This is a genomic window from Ruficoccus sp. ZRK36, from assembly GCF_019603315.1.
Lineage (GTDB): Bacteria > Verrucomicrobiota > Verrucomicrobiia > Opitutales > Cerasicoccaceae > Ruficoccus.
The window spans coordinates 1,954,440-1,970,415 of record NZ_CP080649.1; the positions used below are offsets into that span (position 1 = coordinate 1,954,440).

Annotated in this window: 12 protein-coding genes and 1 tRNA gene; 6 read left to right on the forward strand and 7 right to left on the reverse strand. The window is 59.0% G+C overall.

Annotation, left to right across the window (positions count from 1 at the left end; translation table 11 throughout):
• Positions 1-18 precede the first annotated feature (18 nt).
• From K0V07_RS08600 to K0V07_RS08610, 3 genes are read left to right on the forward strand one after another with little or no spacing between them, the layout of a single operon-like run.
• Positions 19-2,208 (forward strand): secretin N-terminal domain-containing protein, encoded by a 2,190-nt coding sequence (locus K0V07_RS08600; RefSeq protein WP_220620986.1) that lies wholly within the window; start codon positions 19-21, stop codon positions 2,206-2,208.
• 17 nt (positions 2,209-2,225) lie between these two features.
• Positions 2,226-3,944, forward strand: coding sequence for a GspE/PulE family protein (locus K0V07_RS08605; RefSeq protein WP_255567918.1), 1,719 nt, complete (start codon positions 2,226-2,228; stop codon positions 3,942-3,944).
• A gap of 9 nt (positions 3,945-3,953) precedes the next feature.
• Positions 3,954-5,228, forward strand: a complete 1,275-nt coding sequence (locus K0V07_RS08610) for a type II secretion system F family protein (RefSeq protein ID WP_220620987.1) — start codon at positions 3,954-3,956, stop codon at positions 5,226-5,228.
• A gap of 8 nt (positions 5,229-5,236) precedes the next feature.
• On the opposite strand, the gene K0V07_RS08615 is transcribed toward K0V07_RS08610, so the two are convergent.
• The gene (locus tag K0V07_RS08615) at positions 5,237-6,241 is read right to left on the reverse strand and encodes an ABC transporter substrate-binding protein (protein WP_220620988.1); all 1,005 of its coding nucleotides are present in this window, start codon (positions 6,239-6,241) and stop codon (positions 5,237-5,239) included.
• A gap of 59 nt (positions 6,242-6,300) precedes the next feature.
• Between K0V07_RS08615 and K0V07_RS08620 the strand changes: the two genes are divergently transcribed.
• A complete protein-coding gene (locus K0V07_RS08620) occupies positions 6,301-7,602 on the forward strand; it encodes an amidase (RefSeq protein WP_220620989.1) in 1,302 nt (433 codons plus the stop codon).
• Between the two features lie 90 nt (positions 7,603-7,692).
• On the forward strand, positions 7,693-8,706 hold the full coding sequence (locus K0V07_RS08625) for a hypothetical protein (protein ID WP_220620990.1): 1,014 nt from the start codon (positions 7,693-7,695) through the stop codon (positions 8,704-8,706).
• A 95-nt stretch (positions 8,707-8,801) separates the two neighbouring features.
• On the opposite strand, the gene tsf is transcribed toward K0V07_RS08625, so the two are convergent.
• Genes tsf through K0V07_RS08640 form a run of 3 tightly spaced genes read right to left on the reverse strand, consistent with a single transcriptional unit; the run spans position 8,802 to position 10,604 of the window.
• A complete protein-coding gene (tsf, locus tag K0V07_RS08630) occupies positions 8,802-9,392 on the reverse strand; it encodes a translation elongation factor Ts (protein WP_220620991.1) in 591 nt (196 codons plus the stop codon).
• Positions 9,393-9,415: 23 nt separating this feature from the next.
• Entirely contained in the window at positions 9,416-10,282 is an 867-nt protein-coding gene (rpsB, locus tag K0V07_RS08635) for a 30S ribosomal protein S2 (RefSeq protein ID WP_220620992.1), read from the reverse strand.
• A gap of 16 nt (positions 10,283-10,298) precedes the next feature.
• Positions 10,299-10,604: a hypothetical protein gene (locus tag K0V07_RS08640; protein WP_220620993.1), complete on the reverse strand. Its 306-nt coding sequence runs from the start codon at positions 10,602-10,604 to the stop codon at positions 10,299-10,301.
• Between K0V07_RS08640 and K0V07_RS08645 the strand changes: the two genes are divergently transcribed.
• A tRNA-Met gene (locus K0V07_RS08645) sits at positions 10,568-10,644 on the forward strand. The two genes, K0V07_RS08640 and K0V07_RS08645, sit on opposite strands and share 37 nt — an antisense overlap.
• 364 nt (positions 10,645-11,008) lie before the next feature.
• Here the strand turns inward: K0V07_RS08645 and K0V07_RS08650 are convergent.
• From K0V07_RS08650 to K0V07_RS08660, 3 genes are all read right to left on the reverse strand, one after another.
• Positions 11,009-13,312, reverse strand: a complete 2,304-nt coding sequence (locus K0V07_RS08650) for a hypothetical protein (RefSeq protein ID WP_220620994.1) — start codon at positions 13,310-13,312, stop codon at positions 11,009-11,011.
• Between the two features lie 158 nt (positions 13,313-13,470).
• Complete coding sequence (locus K0V07_RS08655; protein ID WP_220620995.1) at positions 13,471-14,490, reverse strand: glycoside hydrolase family protein; 1,020 nt, start codon at positions 14,488-14,490, stop codon at positions 13,471-13,473.
• 197 nt (positions 14,491-14,687) lie between these two features.
• Complete coding sequence (locus K0V07_RS08660; RefSeq protein ID WP_220620996.1) at positions 14,688-15,773, reverse strand: LacI family DNA-binding transcriptional regulator; 1,086 nt, start codon at positions 15,771-15,773, stop codon at positions 14,688-14,690.
• Positions 15,774-15,976 lie beyond the last annotated feature (203 nt).

The following is a 15,976-nucleotide window of genomic DNA, read 5'->3' on the forward strand; positions in this document are numbered from 1 at the left end:
TTATACCCAACCGGAAACATGAAATCCCGTTCACCACTTTTACAGCGATTGACGGCGTTGCTTGCGCTGGGAGCTTTCTGCACCAGTTTTGTCTTTGGGCAGCCAGCTAGCCCGCCCTCGACGATCCCCGTGCGCTCGTCTTCCCGGATCGCTTCGCCTGCACCACAGGACACACCCAGCTTCCAGCCCACCGCGCAGGCGGCCCCTGAGGAGCGTGATCAGTCTGTGGGTAACCTCGTTCTGGTGGACGAGAGTGCACAGCAGGTACTCAGGCTGATCGAGACGCTCTCGGGTAAGGCCATCCTGCGCGCGCAGAACCTGCCTCCCGTCAAGATTACCTTTGACAGCCATGGGCCCATGACGCGCCAGGAGGCGCTCATCGCTCTGGAGAGTTTGCTCAGCCTCAATGGCATCGCGCTGACCCCGATGGGGAGCTTTATCAAGGCGGTGACCTATCAGGACGTGGCCCGCCAGGTGCCCGAGTTCATCGAGGGTAGCGCGCTTGATTACCCGGCGAGCGAAAAGTTCTACACCATGCTCATGCGCCTGAAGTACCTCAGCGTATCCGGCGGTGAATACAAAGAGATCATCGAGCCGATTATGTCCCCCAATCCGATCGGCAAGTCGGTGGCCCTCCCGAAGGCAAACTCCCTCCTGCTCACCGATACGCTGATCAACCTCCAGCGTGTGGAGGAGGTGTTGATTCAGGCTGATACTCCGCGCGATATCGATGAGGAGGTGCTCTTTTACCCCCTGCGAAACATGCAGGCCCGCGATCTACAGTCGCGCCTTCAGAATCTGCTCCTGAGCCAGGGCAGTGCGCTTAGCAAGTACTTCATGAACAACACGACGATCGAGGCCGACGAGCGTACGAATCAACTGATTGTGCTTACGCACCCGACCAACGTCACCATGCTCAACTCGATTATCGAGAGCTTTGACATCGATGTGGAGCCACAGACCAGCAGCGAGGTCTTTTACATCAAACACGCGCAGGCTATCGATGTGCAGACGCTCCTCGACTCCGTTGTCTCCGGTCAGCAGCAAACTCGCGAAGAGGAGCCCGAGAACGCTGTCGGCAGAAACACTGAGGGTGGGGCACCTCAGGGGCCGGCCGCGGGTGCTGGCAATGCACCGGCCGCCCCCCCGACACAGTCTGCTTCATCAAGTGTGGACGGGATTGACACCGGTAACCTTCAGTTTAGCAAGTACATCACGATCGTGGCCGACGAGCGCAGTAACGCCGTTGTTGTCTACGGGACCAAGAGCGACATTAAGCAGATCAGCGACCTGATCGATAAAATCGACGTCGTGCTGGCGCAGGTTTTGATCGAGGTCATCATCGCGGAGGTCACGCTGGACAAGGACGAGGTCAGCGGCCTGACCTCGCTCGGCCTGACGCGTGACAGTACGGCCTGGGGCGGGCTTGTCGCTCAGACACAGACACCCAGCATCGGTGGGACTCCGGCTTTTGACATTACGGCGACTGCCGACCTGAAGGAGTTTTCCGTCACCTTCGGGCCTGCTCTGTCCTCCGGGAAACTGCGTGTGCTGCAGGCTCCGGTTCTGGCCACGACGCATAATCAGGAGGCGACAGTCAACGTCAGCGAGTCGCGCCCCTTTGTGACCGGTAGCACGACCTCGCAGACGAATCCCGATGCTACGACCAGCACCGTGAATTACCGTGATGTCGGCATCGAGCTTACGGTTAAGCCGCTCATCGGCTCCAACGGCGTCGTACAGATGGAGATCGACCAGAAGGTCGAGAACGTCGTGCCGGACAGCAGTACGGACGTGCTCGGGGTCGATACGCCGATCGTTGCCGTGCGCGAGGCGACATCCTTCGTCAGCGTGACAGACCAGCAGATTATCGTGCTGGCGGGCTTGCAGGAGTCGAGCATTAGCCGGACGAATCAGGAGGTCTTTTTACTGAGTAAGATACCGCTGCTTGGAGAGCTCTTTAAACCGGAGACCAACGCGGACTATCGCCGCGAGCTCATGATCTTTATCAAACCGAACGTGATCTACGCACAGACCGACGCTACCCGCATCGCGAACCGTACGATCCACAATCTGGATAACGGCTCCAGCGTGCAGCAGTACCTGGATAACCCGGACATGAGCGAGGTCTACGACAACGAGATCTACGAGCCGCCTGCCGAACCTATCGAACGGCCTGCGAAAAAGACTTACGGCCCCAACCGTTAACCCTTGCTGTCAGCGACGTGAAAGTGGACGAGCAGATATTGGCCCGGCTCAGTGAGGAGCAGCAGGAGGCCTTTCACGAAATCCCGCGCCAGGAGCGGACCGGGTTTCTGGCGGTAGCCTGGAACACGACCGAGGGCGACGTCCTGAAAGAGCTGGCGGAGCTCGCGAGACTTGAGGTTCTGGACGACATCCGTCTGTCCGAGGCCCCGGAGGATGCGCTGCCGTTGCGCCTGATCAATGAGTATCAATGCCTGCCTGTGCATGTCGCCGATACTCCGGAGGGGCAGCTAAACCTCATCACGGCCTGGCCACCGGATGCGGTGATGGACGACTGGATCCTCGCCGCCTGTGGCCGCCGCCCCCACTGGTATCTGGGGCCTGCCGCCAAGGTCAACGAGACGATCACGCAGGTTTTTGGGGTTGGCTCGGGCAGCCTCGACTCGGACGAGCTGGAGGGCTTCTCCGAGGTGTCCGAGGACAACCGTCAGGAGGACGACGAAGACGCCGCGCTCATCCGTTTTGTTAATGAGGTCATTACCAAGGCCATTGCCGACCGTGCGACGGACATCCACTTTGAGCCGCAGAAGGAGTCTCTCCAGATCCGCTATCGTATCGACGGGGAGCTGGTGCCGGTCCGCGTGCCGGATAATCTGGTCCAGTTCCAGCGGGCGATTATCTCGCGCCTGAAGATCATGGCGCGGCTGAATATCTCCGAGCGCCGTCGCCCGCAGGACGGGCGCATCAGCTTTACGGTCGGTAAGGAAGATATCGATATCCGTATCTCCTCGCTGCCCATCATGTACGGGGAGAGCGTCAGCCTCCGCCTGCTCAGCAACAAGAGCCAGCCGGTGACGATCGAGGACCTGGGCTTCCTGCCGCGCGACATAAACAAGATTAACCAGATCCTGACGCGTCCGCACGGCATCGTGCTGGCAACGGGGCCGACCGGCTCCGGTAAGTCCACCTCGCTGAGCGCCTTTTTGCGGCAGATTCGCGACCCGCGACGCCGCATCATCACCATTGAGGACCCGGTCGAATACGAGATCGAAAATGTCAATCAGGTGCAGGTGCACCATGAGATCGGGCTTACCTTTGCCAGTACGCTACGCAGTGTGCTGCGTCAGGACCCGGACGTGATCATGGTCGGGGAAATCCGTGACCGCGAAACGGCGGAGATCGCCATCCGCGCCTCTCTGACCGGTCACCTTGTGCTCAGTACGCTGCACACGAATGATGCTCCGGGCGCACTCACGCGCTTGATCGATATGGAGATCGAGCCTTTCCTCATCGCCTCGTCGGTTGAGCTGGTCATCGCCCAGCGGCTGGTGCGCCGCCTCTGCCCACGGTGTAGCCGTGAGGCGGATATGGAGCTGGCCCATCTGGGCTCCTGCCTCGTGGCGCTCCACGTCGACCCGACCGAGGTGCAGCATGGCCACCTGCTGCGTGAGCCCGGCGGCTGCGATCATTGCCGGGGCTTGGGGTACCGGGGCCGCGTTGGGCTGTTCGAGATTTTACAGGTCTCCGAGGAGATTCACGAGATGATCATCCACAAGGCCTCCGCGCGCGATATTCGCCACCGGGCTGAGGCGCAGGGGATGAGCACGCTGCAGACCAGCGGGTGGGAGCAGTGTAAGCGCGGGATCACCTCGCTGGACGAGATCATGCGCTACGCGGACCTGGTCGTGGAGGACGAGGCTCCTGCCGCCCCCGAGGACACGCCGCCACCGCTCAGCTAACCTTTTACGATGCCTGTTTTTACATACCGTGGGATCGACGCATCCGGCAAAGCCAGCTCGGGTACGCTGGAGGCTGCGGACCGCCGTCAGGTCATCCAGAAGCTGCGGGCACGTCGCATCCAGCCGCTGGATATCCGCCAGAGCCGGAAGAAATCCCGGTCCGGGCGGGCGGAGCCGGAGCTGGATGCGGTACCGACGGCCTCCGAGTCGAAGTCCTCACGCGCTTCGAAGACGGGGCGCTTCAAGCGTAAGTCTTCTCTGGCTCTACCGTTTTTCCGGAAGCTCTACCAGCTCCACAACAGCGGGATGTCCGTGGGGGACGCCATGCAGCTGATGACGCAGCGCATGTCTGACCCAGGGCTGAAAGAACTCTCCGAGCATAGCTACAAGGACTTGTCTGAGGGGCGGACACTGGCCGTCTCCATGCGCTCGCAGCCCGCTGTGTTTGACCCGATGATGGCGCACCTGATCGATGCCGGTGAGGCCACCGGTAATGTCGTGCCCATCCTGCAGAACCTGATCGAGCACCTGGAGCGCAAGGCCGAGCTGAAGTCCAAGATGATCACGGCGCTGGTCTACCCGATTTTCCTGATCTTTGTAGCCTTGGGGGTGGTGGCGCTGTTCCTGTTTTTCCTGTTGCCGCGCATCCAGTCCATGCTCGACTCGCTGGGTGAGAAGCTAAACCTGGCGGCCCGAGTCCTGATTGGATTTTCCGAGTTCCTGCTCAAGGACGGCCCGTTTATACTCGGTGCGCTGGTGCTGGTCTTCGCGTTTATCATGCAGTGGCGAAAGTCCGACAAGGGACGACTGGCGACGGACCGCTGGCTGCTCAAGCTGCCCTTGATCAAAAGCCTCGTCTATCACGCGGAGGTCACGCGCATGACCAATGTGCTGGCCATCCTGCTTGGGAACGGGGTGAACACGACGGAGAGCCTGCGGCTGGCCGAAAACACGATCAATAACCGCATCATACTGGAGCGCTATCGGGCTGCGCGTGCCATGATCAACGACGGGGCTCCGTTCTCTATCGCCTTTAAAAAGTACCAGCTGCTGCCCGATCTGGATCTGGACATCATCAGTATCGGTGAAAATACCGGCAGCCTGGTGGACGGCTTTACCGAGGTCTTTAAAACTCACTCCGAGGAGCTGGAGTCGAAGATGAAGTTTGCCACCTCTCTCGTGGCCGGTGTGGCTCTGACCTCCGCCTTTGTCATGGTGGCCGTCCTGACACTCGGGATCGTGATGAGCATCCTCAACGTCAGCCAGAACCTGATGAATCAGTAGCGTCGGGTTTACTCTTTTTCGGTCGGGGCGATGGACTCGGCCAGGACTTGATCGAGGGTGACCTGGTCGGGCTTGAGGACGCCGAGCTGGACCAGCGTATCGATCTCCTGCTGCATCCGCTTGGGGCTGATCGTGCCGTAGCCCTCACCCTCGGCCGGGTCGGCAGCGAGCCGGTGCTGGATGATCATATCGCGGGAGTAGGCCAGAAACTCGTCCGTCACGCCGTCGGTGCGCATCTTTTTCATCAGGGCGTTTCCGGGGGTGGGGTCGCCCTCCAGATAGTCGCGCCAGCCGCGTACATAGGCCCGGACGAATGCCTCTGCAGCCTCCGGCTGGCGGGCGAGAAATTTATCGTTGGCGAAGAGCGTGGCGTAGGCGTGCCAGCCCCCTTCGGCGAGGGTGAGCAGTTTAACCTTCGCGCCTGCTTTTTCCATGAAGTAGGGCTCGGCGATGTAGAAGCCCTCCTGGATGAATGCCGGGTCGTTCAGAAACAGGCCAATACCGAAGTTCTGCGCGATGACCTTGAAGTCGATGTCGTAGCGCTGCTTCAGAAAGGGAATCCACAGGGCCTCCGGGCGTGCCATGATTGTCTTCCCGTTGATCTGACTGAAGTCGCTTATCGGGTTGTCGGCGTGGAGGATAAGGGCGGTCGGAATCTCGTGAAAGACCCCTGCTATATTCGAGACAGGGATGCCGCGCGCGGCTGCCCGGATCACCTGTGTGCTGGAGCTTTGGCCGATCTGGGCATCGGCAGCGGCTACGGTCTCCAGTACGAGGACATTGGCACCGCCGGGGCGGAGCGTGACCTTGAGCCCTTCTTCCTCGAAGTAGCCTTTGGCCTGCGCCTGAAAGAGGCCGCCATGCTCGGGCTCGGGCACCCAGTCGAGCTGGACGGTGATGGGGATCAGCTTGTCAGACTCGCTATCCGCGCTTTGATGGGGTTGAGGCTTCGAACATGCTGCCAGCAAGCACGCGAAGAATATGTAGGCCAGCAGTTGAAAGTATCTCTTCATGGCGTTTATTTTACTAAACTGTTATTTAACCGCCGAGCGCGGATGTCGATTTATTAAGAGTGAAATCCAGGGCTGACATCTTACCTTACCCCAGAGATGACTTTGCCACCTGGCAAGAACGCTGGTCAAGAAACCCCGATGATGTGGCGACTGAGCTGACGCGCCGATTGGCGCTGATGCCGGAGCAACTCAGGCGCGCGGTTTTCGCCAGTGTGCCGGACGAAGATCAAATCCGGGAGCAAATCGCGGACGTTGACGATGCGGATGCATTGCCGGGCGTGCCGTTCGTCGTGAAGGACCTTTTCGATATGGCAGGCATGCTAACAAGGGCCGGATCGACCTTTCTCGATGAGGTGCGCAACGTACCGTCGGAAACCTCGAAGCTGGTGGAGAACCTCCAGGATAACGGCATGATTTTCAGCGGGAAAACCCAGCTGAATGAGTTCGCGTTCGGGCTGAGCGGGGAGAACCCGCATAGCGGAGATTGTCCGCACCCGCGCGTGCCCGATGCCCTCACCGGTGGGTCCAGCAGTGGCTCGGCCTGGGCGGTGGCCTCAGGGCTCGTGCCCTTCGCATTGGGGACGGATACGGCGGGCTCGATTCGTGTGCCGGCTGCTTTCTGCGGCATCTATGGCCTGCGCTTGGTCCCTAATGCCTGGTCGCGCACAGGATGCTTTCCGCTGGCACCGAGCTTTGACACGGTGGGCTGGTTTACCTCCACGGCGGAGGACATGCGCCGGGCCACCTCGATACTCGTCGCCGAAACCAGAGACGACGTTGGCCGCGGTTTATTCTGCGCAGGAGCCTTTGAAGACAGCCATCCCGAATTGCGTGCGGCTGCAGAGCGCATCGCGCAGTACCTGGAGCTGGAGCGTGACCCCGAGCTGGAAAAGTGGTCCAGGGGCATCATTTTGGGCTGCGAGCCCGCCTTTGACGTGCTGCGCAACCAGGAAGCCTACGAGGTCCACGCTCAGTGGCTCGATCTGATGAAGGACCGCTACAGCATAGAGGTCTGGGAGCGTATCAACCGTGGACGGCACCGTGACCCCTCGGCGATCAGTCTCGCGTGGGATAAGCGTGAGCAGGCCCGCAAGCTGATTCAAATCGTGTTCGATCAGTATGACTTTCTGGTCCTGCCCGTCACTCCCGTACCGACGCCCAGAAAAAGCGAAGTAACGGAGGAGCTGCGCCGACGCTTGCTTACCCTGAACATCCCGGCGAGTTTCTGCGCTCAGCCCGTGCTGACGGTACCACTCCAGCTCGCCGACGGGCGAAGCGGTGGGCTCCAGTTCATCTTCAGAGATATGCCCAGCACGGCGGTAGGCCCGCTGATGGAAGTGATGGAGGCTTATCGGGTGTAGGTCGCTCCTGAGCCTTGGCTCAGGTAGGTCAAAAGTTAGTGGCAGCTTTGTCTGGCTAGGCAGATGTCACTCACCTATAGCTGGACGTCTATGTCACGGAAGCCGACACTCGCGATCGACTGGAACCGGGCGGCAGAGCTACTGGCTCAGCTGGAAAAGGAAATCCTGCGGCAGGTCGTCACTGCCCGGAACGCTGACAGTGCGCGCGCCCTCAGCGGCATCGCCGAGGTGACCTGTGCGGATACGATCTACGCCGTCGACAAGATCAGCGAGGCGGTGATCTGTGAGTGGTTCACCCGCAACTGGCCTGCCGAGTGGCCGGTCGAGTTCGTGATGGAAGGGGCGGAAAATGGTCCAGCTCTGACTTTCCCTCTCGGCACGCCGCCAGAGCAGACACTGCTCAAGTGCCTGATCGACCCCATCGATGGCACGCGTGGGCTAATGTACGATAAACGCTCGGCCTGGGCGCTGGCTGGGCTAGCTCCTCAGCGGGGGAGTGCCAATACACTGCGTGATATCGAAGTGGCTGTGATGACCGAGCTGCCTGTGTCCCGGCAGCGGCTGGCCGACCAGATAAGCGCCGTGCGGGGGCAGGGAATACGGGCCCGGCGGATTGACCTGGCAGATGATAGCGAGGTTCCTGTTCAACTGCGCCCCAGTCATGCAGAGCGTGTCGAGCATGCCTTTGGGACCGTCTCGCGGTTCTGTCCGGAAGCGCTGGTCCTGCTGGCACAGTTTGAGGAAACGCTCTGGCGGATAGTCGGGGAGGGGAGCCTGCCGGTCGTATTCAATGACCAATACATTTCCACCGGTGGGCAGTTTTATGAACTGCTGGCGGGGCATGATCTTTTCATCGCCGATGTGCGCCCACTGGCCTTTGCCAAGCTCGGCCTGCCGCCGGGGCTGGTCTGCCACCCCTATGATGTGAGCACGGTTCTCGCGCTGAGCGAGGGTGGCTGTGTGATCGAGCAGCCTGACGGCAGCCCGCTGGATGGGCCTATGGATACGGTGACGCCAGTCAGCTGGATCGCGTATGCGAACGAACGGCTGGCCAGCCGCCTGCGCCCTGCGGTACAGACCGCGCTCGCTGAAGTCTTGCTCTGAGCTGAGCCTGCCGGAATGGCGTAGCGTATATTTCGCAAAGAAAAACCCCGATCCGCGAACGGACCGGGGTTTTTCGTAAAAGCTTGTTTGCTTGATTAGTCGCCGATGGCGTAGCGAACGAAGCGGCGGATCTTGAGGTTTTCGCCGATGGTCTGGATCTTCTGCGTGAGCAGTTCGCCCACGGTCTGATCGGTGTTCTTGACGAACGGCTGCTCAAGCAGGCAGTTCTGCTCGAGGTACTTGTTGACCTTACCTTCGACGATCTTTTCGACCGCAGCGGCGGGCTTACCCTCGGCCTGACCCATGGCAGCTTCCTTTTCCTTTTCCAGGATGGCAGGATCGACTTCCTCACGGCTGACGGCGATCGGGCTGGCGGCAGCAATGTGCATGCAGACGTCGCGGGCAAAAGCCTTGAAATCGTCGTTCTTGGCGACGAAGTCAGACTCGCAGTTGATCTCGATCATGACACCGACCTTGCCACCCATGTGGATGTAAGACTCGATGATGCCTTCGGAGGCTTCGCGACCGGCCTTCTTGGCGGCCTTGGCGATGCCCTTCTTTTTGAGGATGGCAATTGCACCTTCTTCGTCGCCATTGGCTTCGACGAGGGCGCCCTTGCAGTCCATTAATCCGGCTCCGGTGCGTTTGCGGAGCTCGTTAACCATGCTTGCGGAAATGGTGGCCATTGTTCAGCTGGGTTAGCTAGTAATTACTTGTTTTCTTCAGTGGTGGGTTCAGCGGCAGCGGGAGCTGCTTCCTCGGCCGGAGCCTGCTCCTGCTTCACTTCTTCCTCGTCGACCATCAGGTCGGGAGAAATGGTTACTTCGGGCTGTGCCTCGGTGAAATCGCGTTGGACCATCGGAGTGATGTCCTTCTGGGTGATGGTCGGCTCGGAGCGACGGGCGAGGCCGTTCTGGATGGCTTCGAGGACGACCTCGACGACCAGACGGATGGCCTTGACGGCGTCGTCATTACCCGGGATCGGGTAGCCGACCAGCGACGGGTCGGAGTTGGTATCGACCAGAGCGATAACGGGGATCTTCAGGCGCTTGGCCTCGGCGACGGCGATGGCTTCGGTCTTCACGTCGATGACGAACATCGCGGCGGGGACCTTCTTCATCTCGAGGATACCCTCGAAATTGCGGTGCATACGGGCCATTTCGCGGCGGATGGCAGCGGATTCCTTACCCGGCAGCTTCTGCAGGGAGCCGTCAGCTTCCATAGCCAGGAAGCGCTTGTACTTCTCAAGGCTCTTCTCGACGGTTTGGAAATTGGTGAGGGTGCCGCCGAGCCAGCGGTTGGCGCAGAAGGGCATGCCGACGGTGTTACCGGCTTCGCGGACGATTTCCTGAGCCTGGCGCTTGGTGCCGACGAACAGGATGTCCTTGCCAGATGCGACGAGCTCTTCGGCGTAGGCACATGCCTTTTCGAGCAGACCGTAGGTCTTTTCGAGGTTGATGATGGAGATGCCGTGGCGGTGATCGTACACGTACGGCTTGGACTTCGGGTTCCAGCGGCGGACCTGGTGTCCGAAGTGTACGCCTGCGTCGAGGAGGTCTTTTACAGTGATGTTCATGATCTTTGGCTCCGTATCAGAGCGGCATGGCCGGCTGATCTTGGATCGTTGGGTTTGTTTGCTTTCTTGAGTGTTTGTTTCCGTGTCTGCCCGGAATGGGCATCCAACAAAAGAGGAGAAAAGATAGGTTGCCGCCTGGGGAAGGCAATCCCTTTTTCTGCCAGAGCCCTGTTTTTGTCTGAGACTGTTTCGCATCCGGAGGGTCGTTTTGTGGCAAATATAAAAAAAATGAAAATAGTTCTTGAAAAGATTCCCGAAAATGATGCTGTAGCGCTTTCCCTTTGATGCAGGGTGGAGCAGCTCGGTAGCTCGTCAGGCTCATAACCTGAAGGTCCTTGGTTCAAATCCAAGCCCTGCACCCAATTTCTAAAAGCCCGTCTGGTAAGTACTTGACGGGCTTTTTTTTGTCACCATTCCGGGGTGATGATGAGCATTTTCTGGCGCAAAATACCCGTGCTTCGCCATGAAGAGCCCGAGCTGCCGTGTCAGCATCCGGTTAAAGCAGCAGGCCAATAGGCCTGAAGGCTGTAACAGGCCACCGTCCCTTGAGACGTCGATGAAAGAGCAGGCTCCAGCCGTCCGTTGTCCGGTTTCGTCCTCAAGGGTGGCCGTGGGAAGGCGTTTCCCTCGGGTCCACAGGGGTTGCAGGTGGTTCTCCGAAAAGGGGAGGACACCGCTCCGTTCTAGGGCAGCGCGTTGCGCAGTGAAGGGAGAGGGTGCCCTGTGTTACTGGTCCTTTTTCGTGTACTTGTGCTCACGAGCGTCAAAGGCTGCCTGGTCCATGAGCGAGACACCGCCCTCGACTCGGCCGTCATCGAGCGGGTTGTCGATACGGTCCTTGAGGTCGCGGAAGAGGCGGCGCACATCGAGGATGCCGCCGATCATAAACCAGACGGTTGTGATGACGCCGACGAGCATGGCCACTGCGATATAGGTGATGAAGAAATATACGCTCCACCAGTGATCGGGCCAGGGGCTGATAAGGTTCCAGATCAGCACAATCAGGAAGCACCCGATAAACTTGTAGACGATAGAGTAGTAAAAGATCGACCAGGCGATGATGCGGTCGCCACGGGTATAGTCGGGAGTGATGCCGACCAGTTTTTTGACAATGTTTCTCGGCGTCCACGGCACGGTGATGTGCTTCTCGTCGTCGATGCTGTACTCGCCGCGGTGGAGCATCCGCTCCAGATTGTAGGGCTTTTTACAGGTGATCAGCGAGATGATGATATAGGAGCTGATGCCGAGCAGGATTGAGATAAAGTAGAACTCGTAGGAATTGATCGGGCATTTGACCGCGCTCATCTTCCACTCGATGTAGGGGTTAAAGGGGCGTGAGGCTGCCACCAGGAAGTTACTTACGGCCTCGACCCAGCCATGGCGCTCCAGGAAGGGGTAGATCATGTCTGGCCAGTTACGCTGCAGGAAGAGGCTCATCAGGGAAAAACCGCTGCCGAACAGCAAGGCGGCATACGCCCCCCAGGTAGTCCCAAAGCGGCTGTACAACCCGAACACCATGATCGGACCGGCTCCGCCCAGCCAGATCGCGGTCATGATCGTGGTGAACATGTTGATATAGTCCAGGCTCACGAAGAGCATGGAGAAGCACCAGAAAAAGACGGCGATGAATAGCGTCACTATGCGCAGGAGCCACAGGTGTTGCCGACTGCTCAGTGGCCTCTTCAGGTAGGGGAGGATCACGTCTTGCACCAGCGTCGAGGAGGCGTTGAAGATACGCGAATCGTCCGTGGAGAGCATGAGCATCAGCATCAGCAGGCAGAACAACCCGGTCAGCCCGATCGGGAAAATCTGCCTCAGCGCGACGGGCATCATCATCTGGTAGTACTGAGTACGGTACTCCTGGAAATGCGTGTTCCCCTCCGTGTCGTCGCCAAACATATCGTGAGCGGCGCCAAGGTAGACGGTGTCGATATTGCTCTGCTGCGAGAGGGGTGGGTCCTGGCCGATGACGTGATGCTGCTCGGGGATGGCCGCGATCTGTGTGTCAAAGGCTTTGCGCTCGGCCTCATCCGTGATGACCTTTTCGGAGATTTTTGCCGACAGCTCCGTGCGAATGTCTTTGGCCCGTGCGGCGTGATTCTGGTGCGTCATCACCGTAATGATGAGGATGGCGATGGCGATCCCCATGAAGGTCGAGAGTCCCGCGCGCCACGATCCCAGCAGACCGGCCATCTTTTGCTCGTGGGGGGTGCGGGCTGAGCCCGAGGTGTCATTACCGATCCAGCTGGCGCGGTTGAGCACAGAGCTGATTACCGTTACCACAAGTGCGAAGATGTTAAAGTCCCGCAGGTCGGCCATGTCCATCGGGTTGAAGAAGCTCTGGCCCGGCACCCGGTCCATGAGAGTGGGGGCGATTTCGCCACTCCAGGAAACGGTCAGGATGAGATAGCCGGTGATGATGACAAAGACCGGGTAGGAGATGAGCCCCTGAAAGCAGTCGGTCAGCAGCAGCGAGACGCGCCCGCCCGGCCAGATAACGATCATGGCCATGATCAGGACCAGCGTCACCACGATGCCGTAGCAGGGGAAGGGGATGCCCCAGATCATGATGCTGTGCGGCAGGCCCAGATAGTAGATAAAGAAGTTGGCCGCGATGGCGGGCCCGATAGCGTTGGTCAGTAGCTCGGAAATGGTGCGCAAGGTCGAGGCCAGCACGCGAAAACGGCGGCTGTAGCGCATCTCCAGAAACTGCCCCATGGAGAGCGCCTTGGTCTCACGAAAGCGGTAGATGCAGTACCCGGTCAACCCCATGAAAATACTGACCGGGATGATCATGAACTGCCAGAAGGCCAGCGCGTAGCCGGTCTGGTACTTCATCTCCACCAACCCGACCAGGTACATGATGCTCATGGCATTGGTCATGTCCCCGACCGAGATGACGTAGCGGCCAGCTACACGACCGGCCGCCAGAAAGTCCACGACACCGTGCACATATTTACGCGAGTGAAAGGACAGCCACAGGATGGCCAGGGTGGGGATGATGACGATGAGCCAGTCAAGGAAATGCATGGGGTATGGGGAGGGCTAGGAGGGCGTTTGAGCCTGGGAAATGTGTGGTTAGTGAACTTGCGGGCGCTGTCTGCTGTGCTAGCTCCTATCCATTTGCTCTGGGCAGAGCATAGACAATAAACCAGCAGCGTCGAGAGGATGCATCGTCCGATGAAGCGCTATTCGATCGGGATGGCAATGCTCCAGGTGTTAAAGGCGTTACGGAAGCCGCCCGGCCCATCGGCAGCCGCTGCGAATAAATAAACGGGGTGATTGCCGTCATCAAACAGGAGCTGCGGGCGCTCCAGGCATCCGAGGTCGCGAACGCTGCCGTCTGTGTAGGCTACACTGCGTGAGTAGGCCTTGGGCTTGGGCATCAGCTGCCAGTCGAGACCATCAACTGAGGTGAAATGGGCGCCGGCATGTTTTTCGCCAGTGATGCCCCCCAGCATGTCCTTGGCCAGCATCTCGTAGTGGTCGCCTGCCCACCAGACAAAGGGGTCCTCGATGAAGTCACCGCTTTCGAAGACAAGTACCGGCTCATCTTGAAGCCGCTCAAAGGGCCCCTCCGGGCTGTCTGCCGCGGCGACCCCGATACGCAGGCCGTCGGGTGTATTGGAGCGGTAATACAGCAGCGTCCGGCCATCCGGGCGGACGACTGGAGCCGGGTTTGTCACGATGCGGTTGTCCCAACGGTCAGGGCGTATATCCAGGACCGGCTTGTCGAGGGGTTGCCAGGGGCCATAGACGGACTTTGAAGTGGCGAGCCCGATGCGGATATTGGAGTAGCTCTGTGCGCTTAGCTCCTCCAGCTCTTGCGTTGAGGTCGGATCGTAGTTGGAGCCGATGTAGTAGAGCAGGTAGGTGTCCTCGAACTTACGGATGGTCGGATTGTGGGCCATGCGGGCGTCCCAGGCGTTTATGTCTGAGCAGGGGAGCACTTTATCCACAAATGTATAGGGGCCGCTGGGGGTGTCTGATACCGCATGGACGATCTCGGAGTGCAGCGTGTACCCGGCAAACATCGGGTACTCCTTTGACCAGCGCGAGGCAAACAAGTGGTAGCGGTTGTCTTCGCCAAGGATGGCCGACCCGCACCATACCCAGTATCCGGGGATACTGAATGCCCCCTCTGAGGGAACCGGCTGGAGCCTGTCTAAAAATGAGCCACAATTGGCCTGCGCTGGGACTGCTTTCATCCCACTATAAAAAGATCCCCGTACGGTTACGACAATCCGCGGGTCGTGCGTATCATTGCACGGCAGTGTTTAAACGGGCCGAGCGGGCGCTCTGGGAGGGGCAGGAAATCGCAGGAAACGAGTTGGGGTTAGCCGTTAGGATTCGGCTTTCATCGTACAAAGTAAGTCGGTGCAAGTTGCAAAGGGGAGGCCGCTGTCTAGGCCCCGGTGGTGCGCTTGCGTTTACGGAATGCGGCAGGCAGCTCCATCTGGCTGGCTGCGATGAGGGTATGCCCATCCACCCACTCGTTGTCGGTCTGGATGGTGATGCGGGCAGGAGGCACTCCAAACAGGTTGTTGTTCAGCTTATGAATCAGGTGAACGACGGCCTGATTTCCCATAAATTCGGCATTGATGCTGATACCCGAGTACTTGGACATTCTGGGGTCGTTCACATTCGCATTGAGATTGACGAGGCCGACATTCTCCGGGGTTTCGATGTCCATGTTCGCCAGTCGTGCCTCGATGCTGGGCAGCAGGTGATTCGAACTGATGATGACCTGAGGCTTCTCCTTCTTAATCCATGCATCGATGGGTTCTTCATTATCGGTGCGGCGGGTCAGTAGCGTGGGGATATGGGCCAGCTCGGGGTGCAGGCTGACAAAGTAGGTGTACGCGGCGGTGAGCAGACCTTCATTTTTCTCATGGACCCGGCGTGTGAGCACGAGGCCGATGCGCGTATGCCCCATGGCTACGCATTGCTCCATCGCCCGGATGACAGAGTGAAAGCTGTCGGGGACGACCCGGTCCAGCAGGGGCTCGGTGAATGAGTACTCCAGCGAGACTGAGGCGAAGTGCTCCCAGTCCAAGTTAAACGATCCGTGAGCCTCGGGCAGGGGGGCGAGGATGAGGCCGCGAATGTTGCGGTTGATCAGGATCTGGTTCAACCGCTTCTCGGACATGTCCTGATTAATCGTGAAAATCTCGACTTTGTACCCGTTGAGGTCGGCAACCTTGGTGACGCCGTTAAAGTGGTCGGTTATGTAGTCCCTCTGGTGCTGGACGTAGGCTAATACCGTGGGAGTCGTGAGCTGAGCATGCTGATGGCGCAGGGTGGAGAGCGCGGAGATGAGGGGATTCGGGCGGTAGCCCAGTGAGTCCGCTGCCTCACGTACTTTTTCCTGTACCGTCTTTGTAATGCGCGGGTCATGTTTGAGCGCACGCGATACGGTAGAAATATGAACGTTGGCCAGGCGGGCAACGTCGGCCATGGTGACGCCTACATGGGTCTTTTTCTCCTTCATGGGATTCCGAGAGTGGCAGGTTCAGGTCTTGTCAGTAGGGTAGATAAGCGGAAAGCGCGCGGGCGCATTTAAGAATTACATCATGCTTAGCAGCTTCTTTTCCTACTATATGAGTTGTTTATGAATGTAAACAACGCTGTGCGACGGTTTGCATAGAGGCGGTCTTGTGAAGTCGGTGTATAGGCACATAGATTTGCCGACAT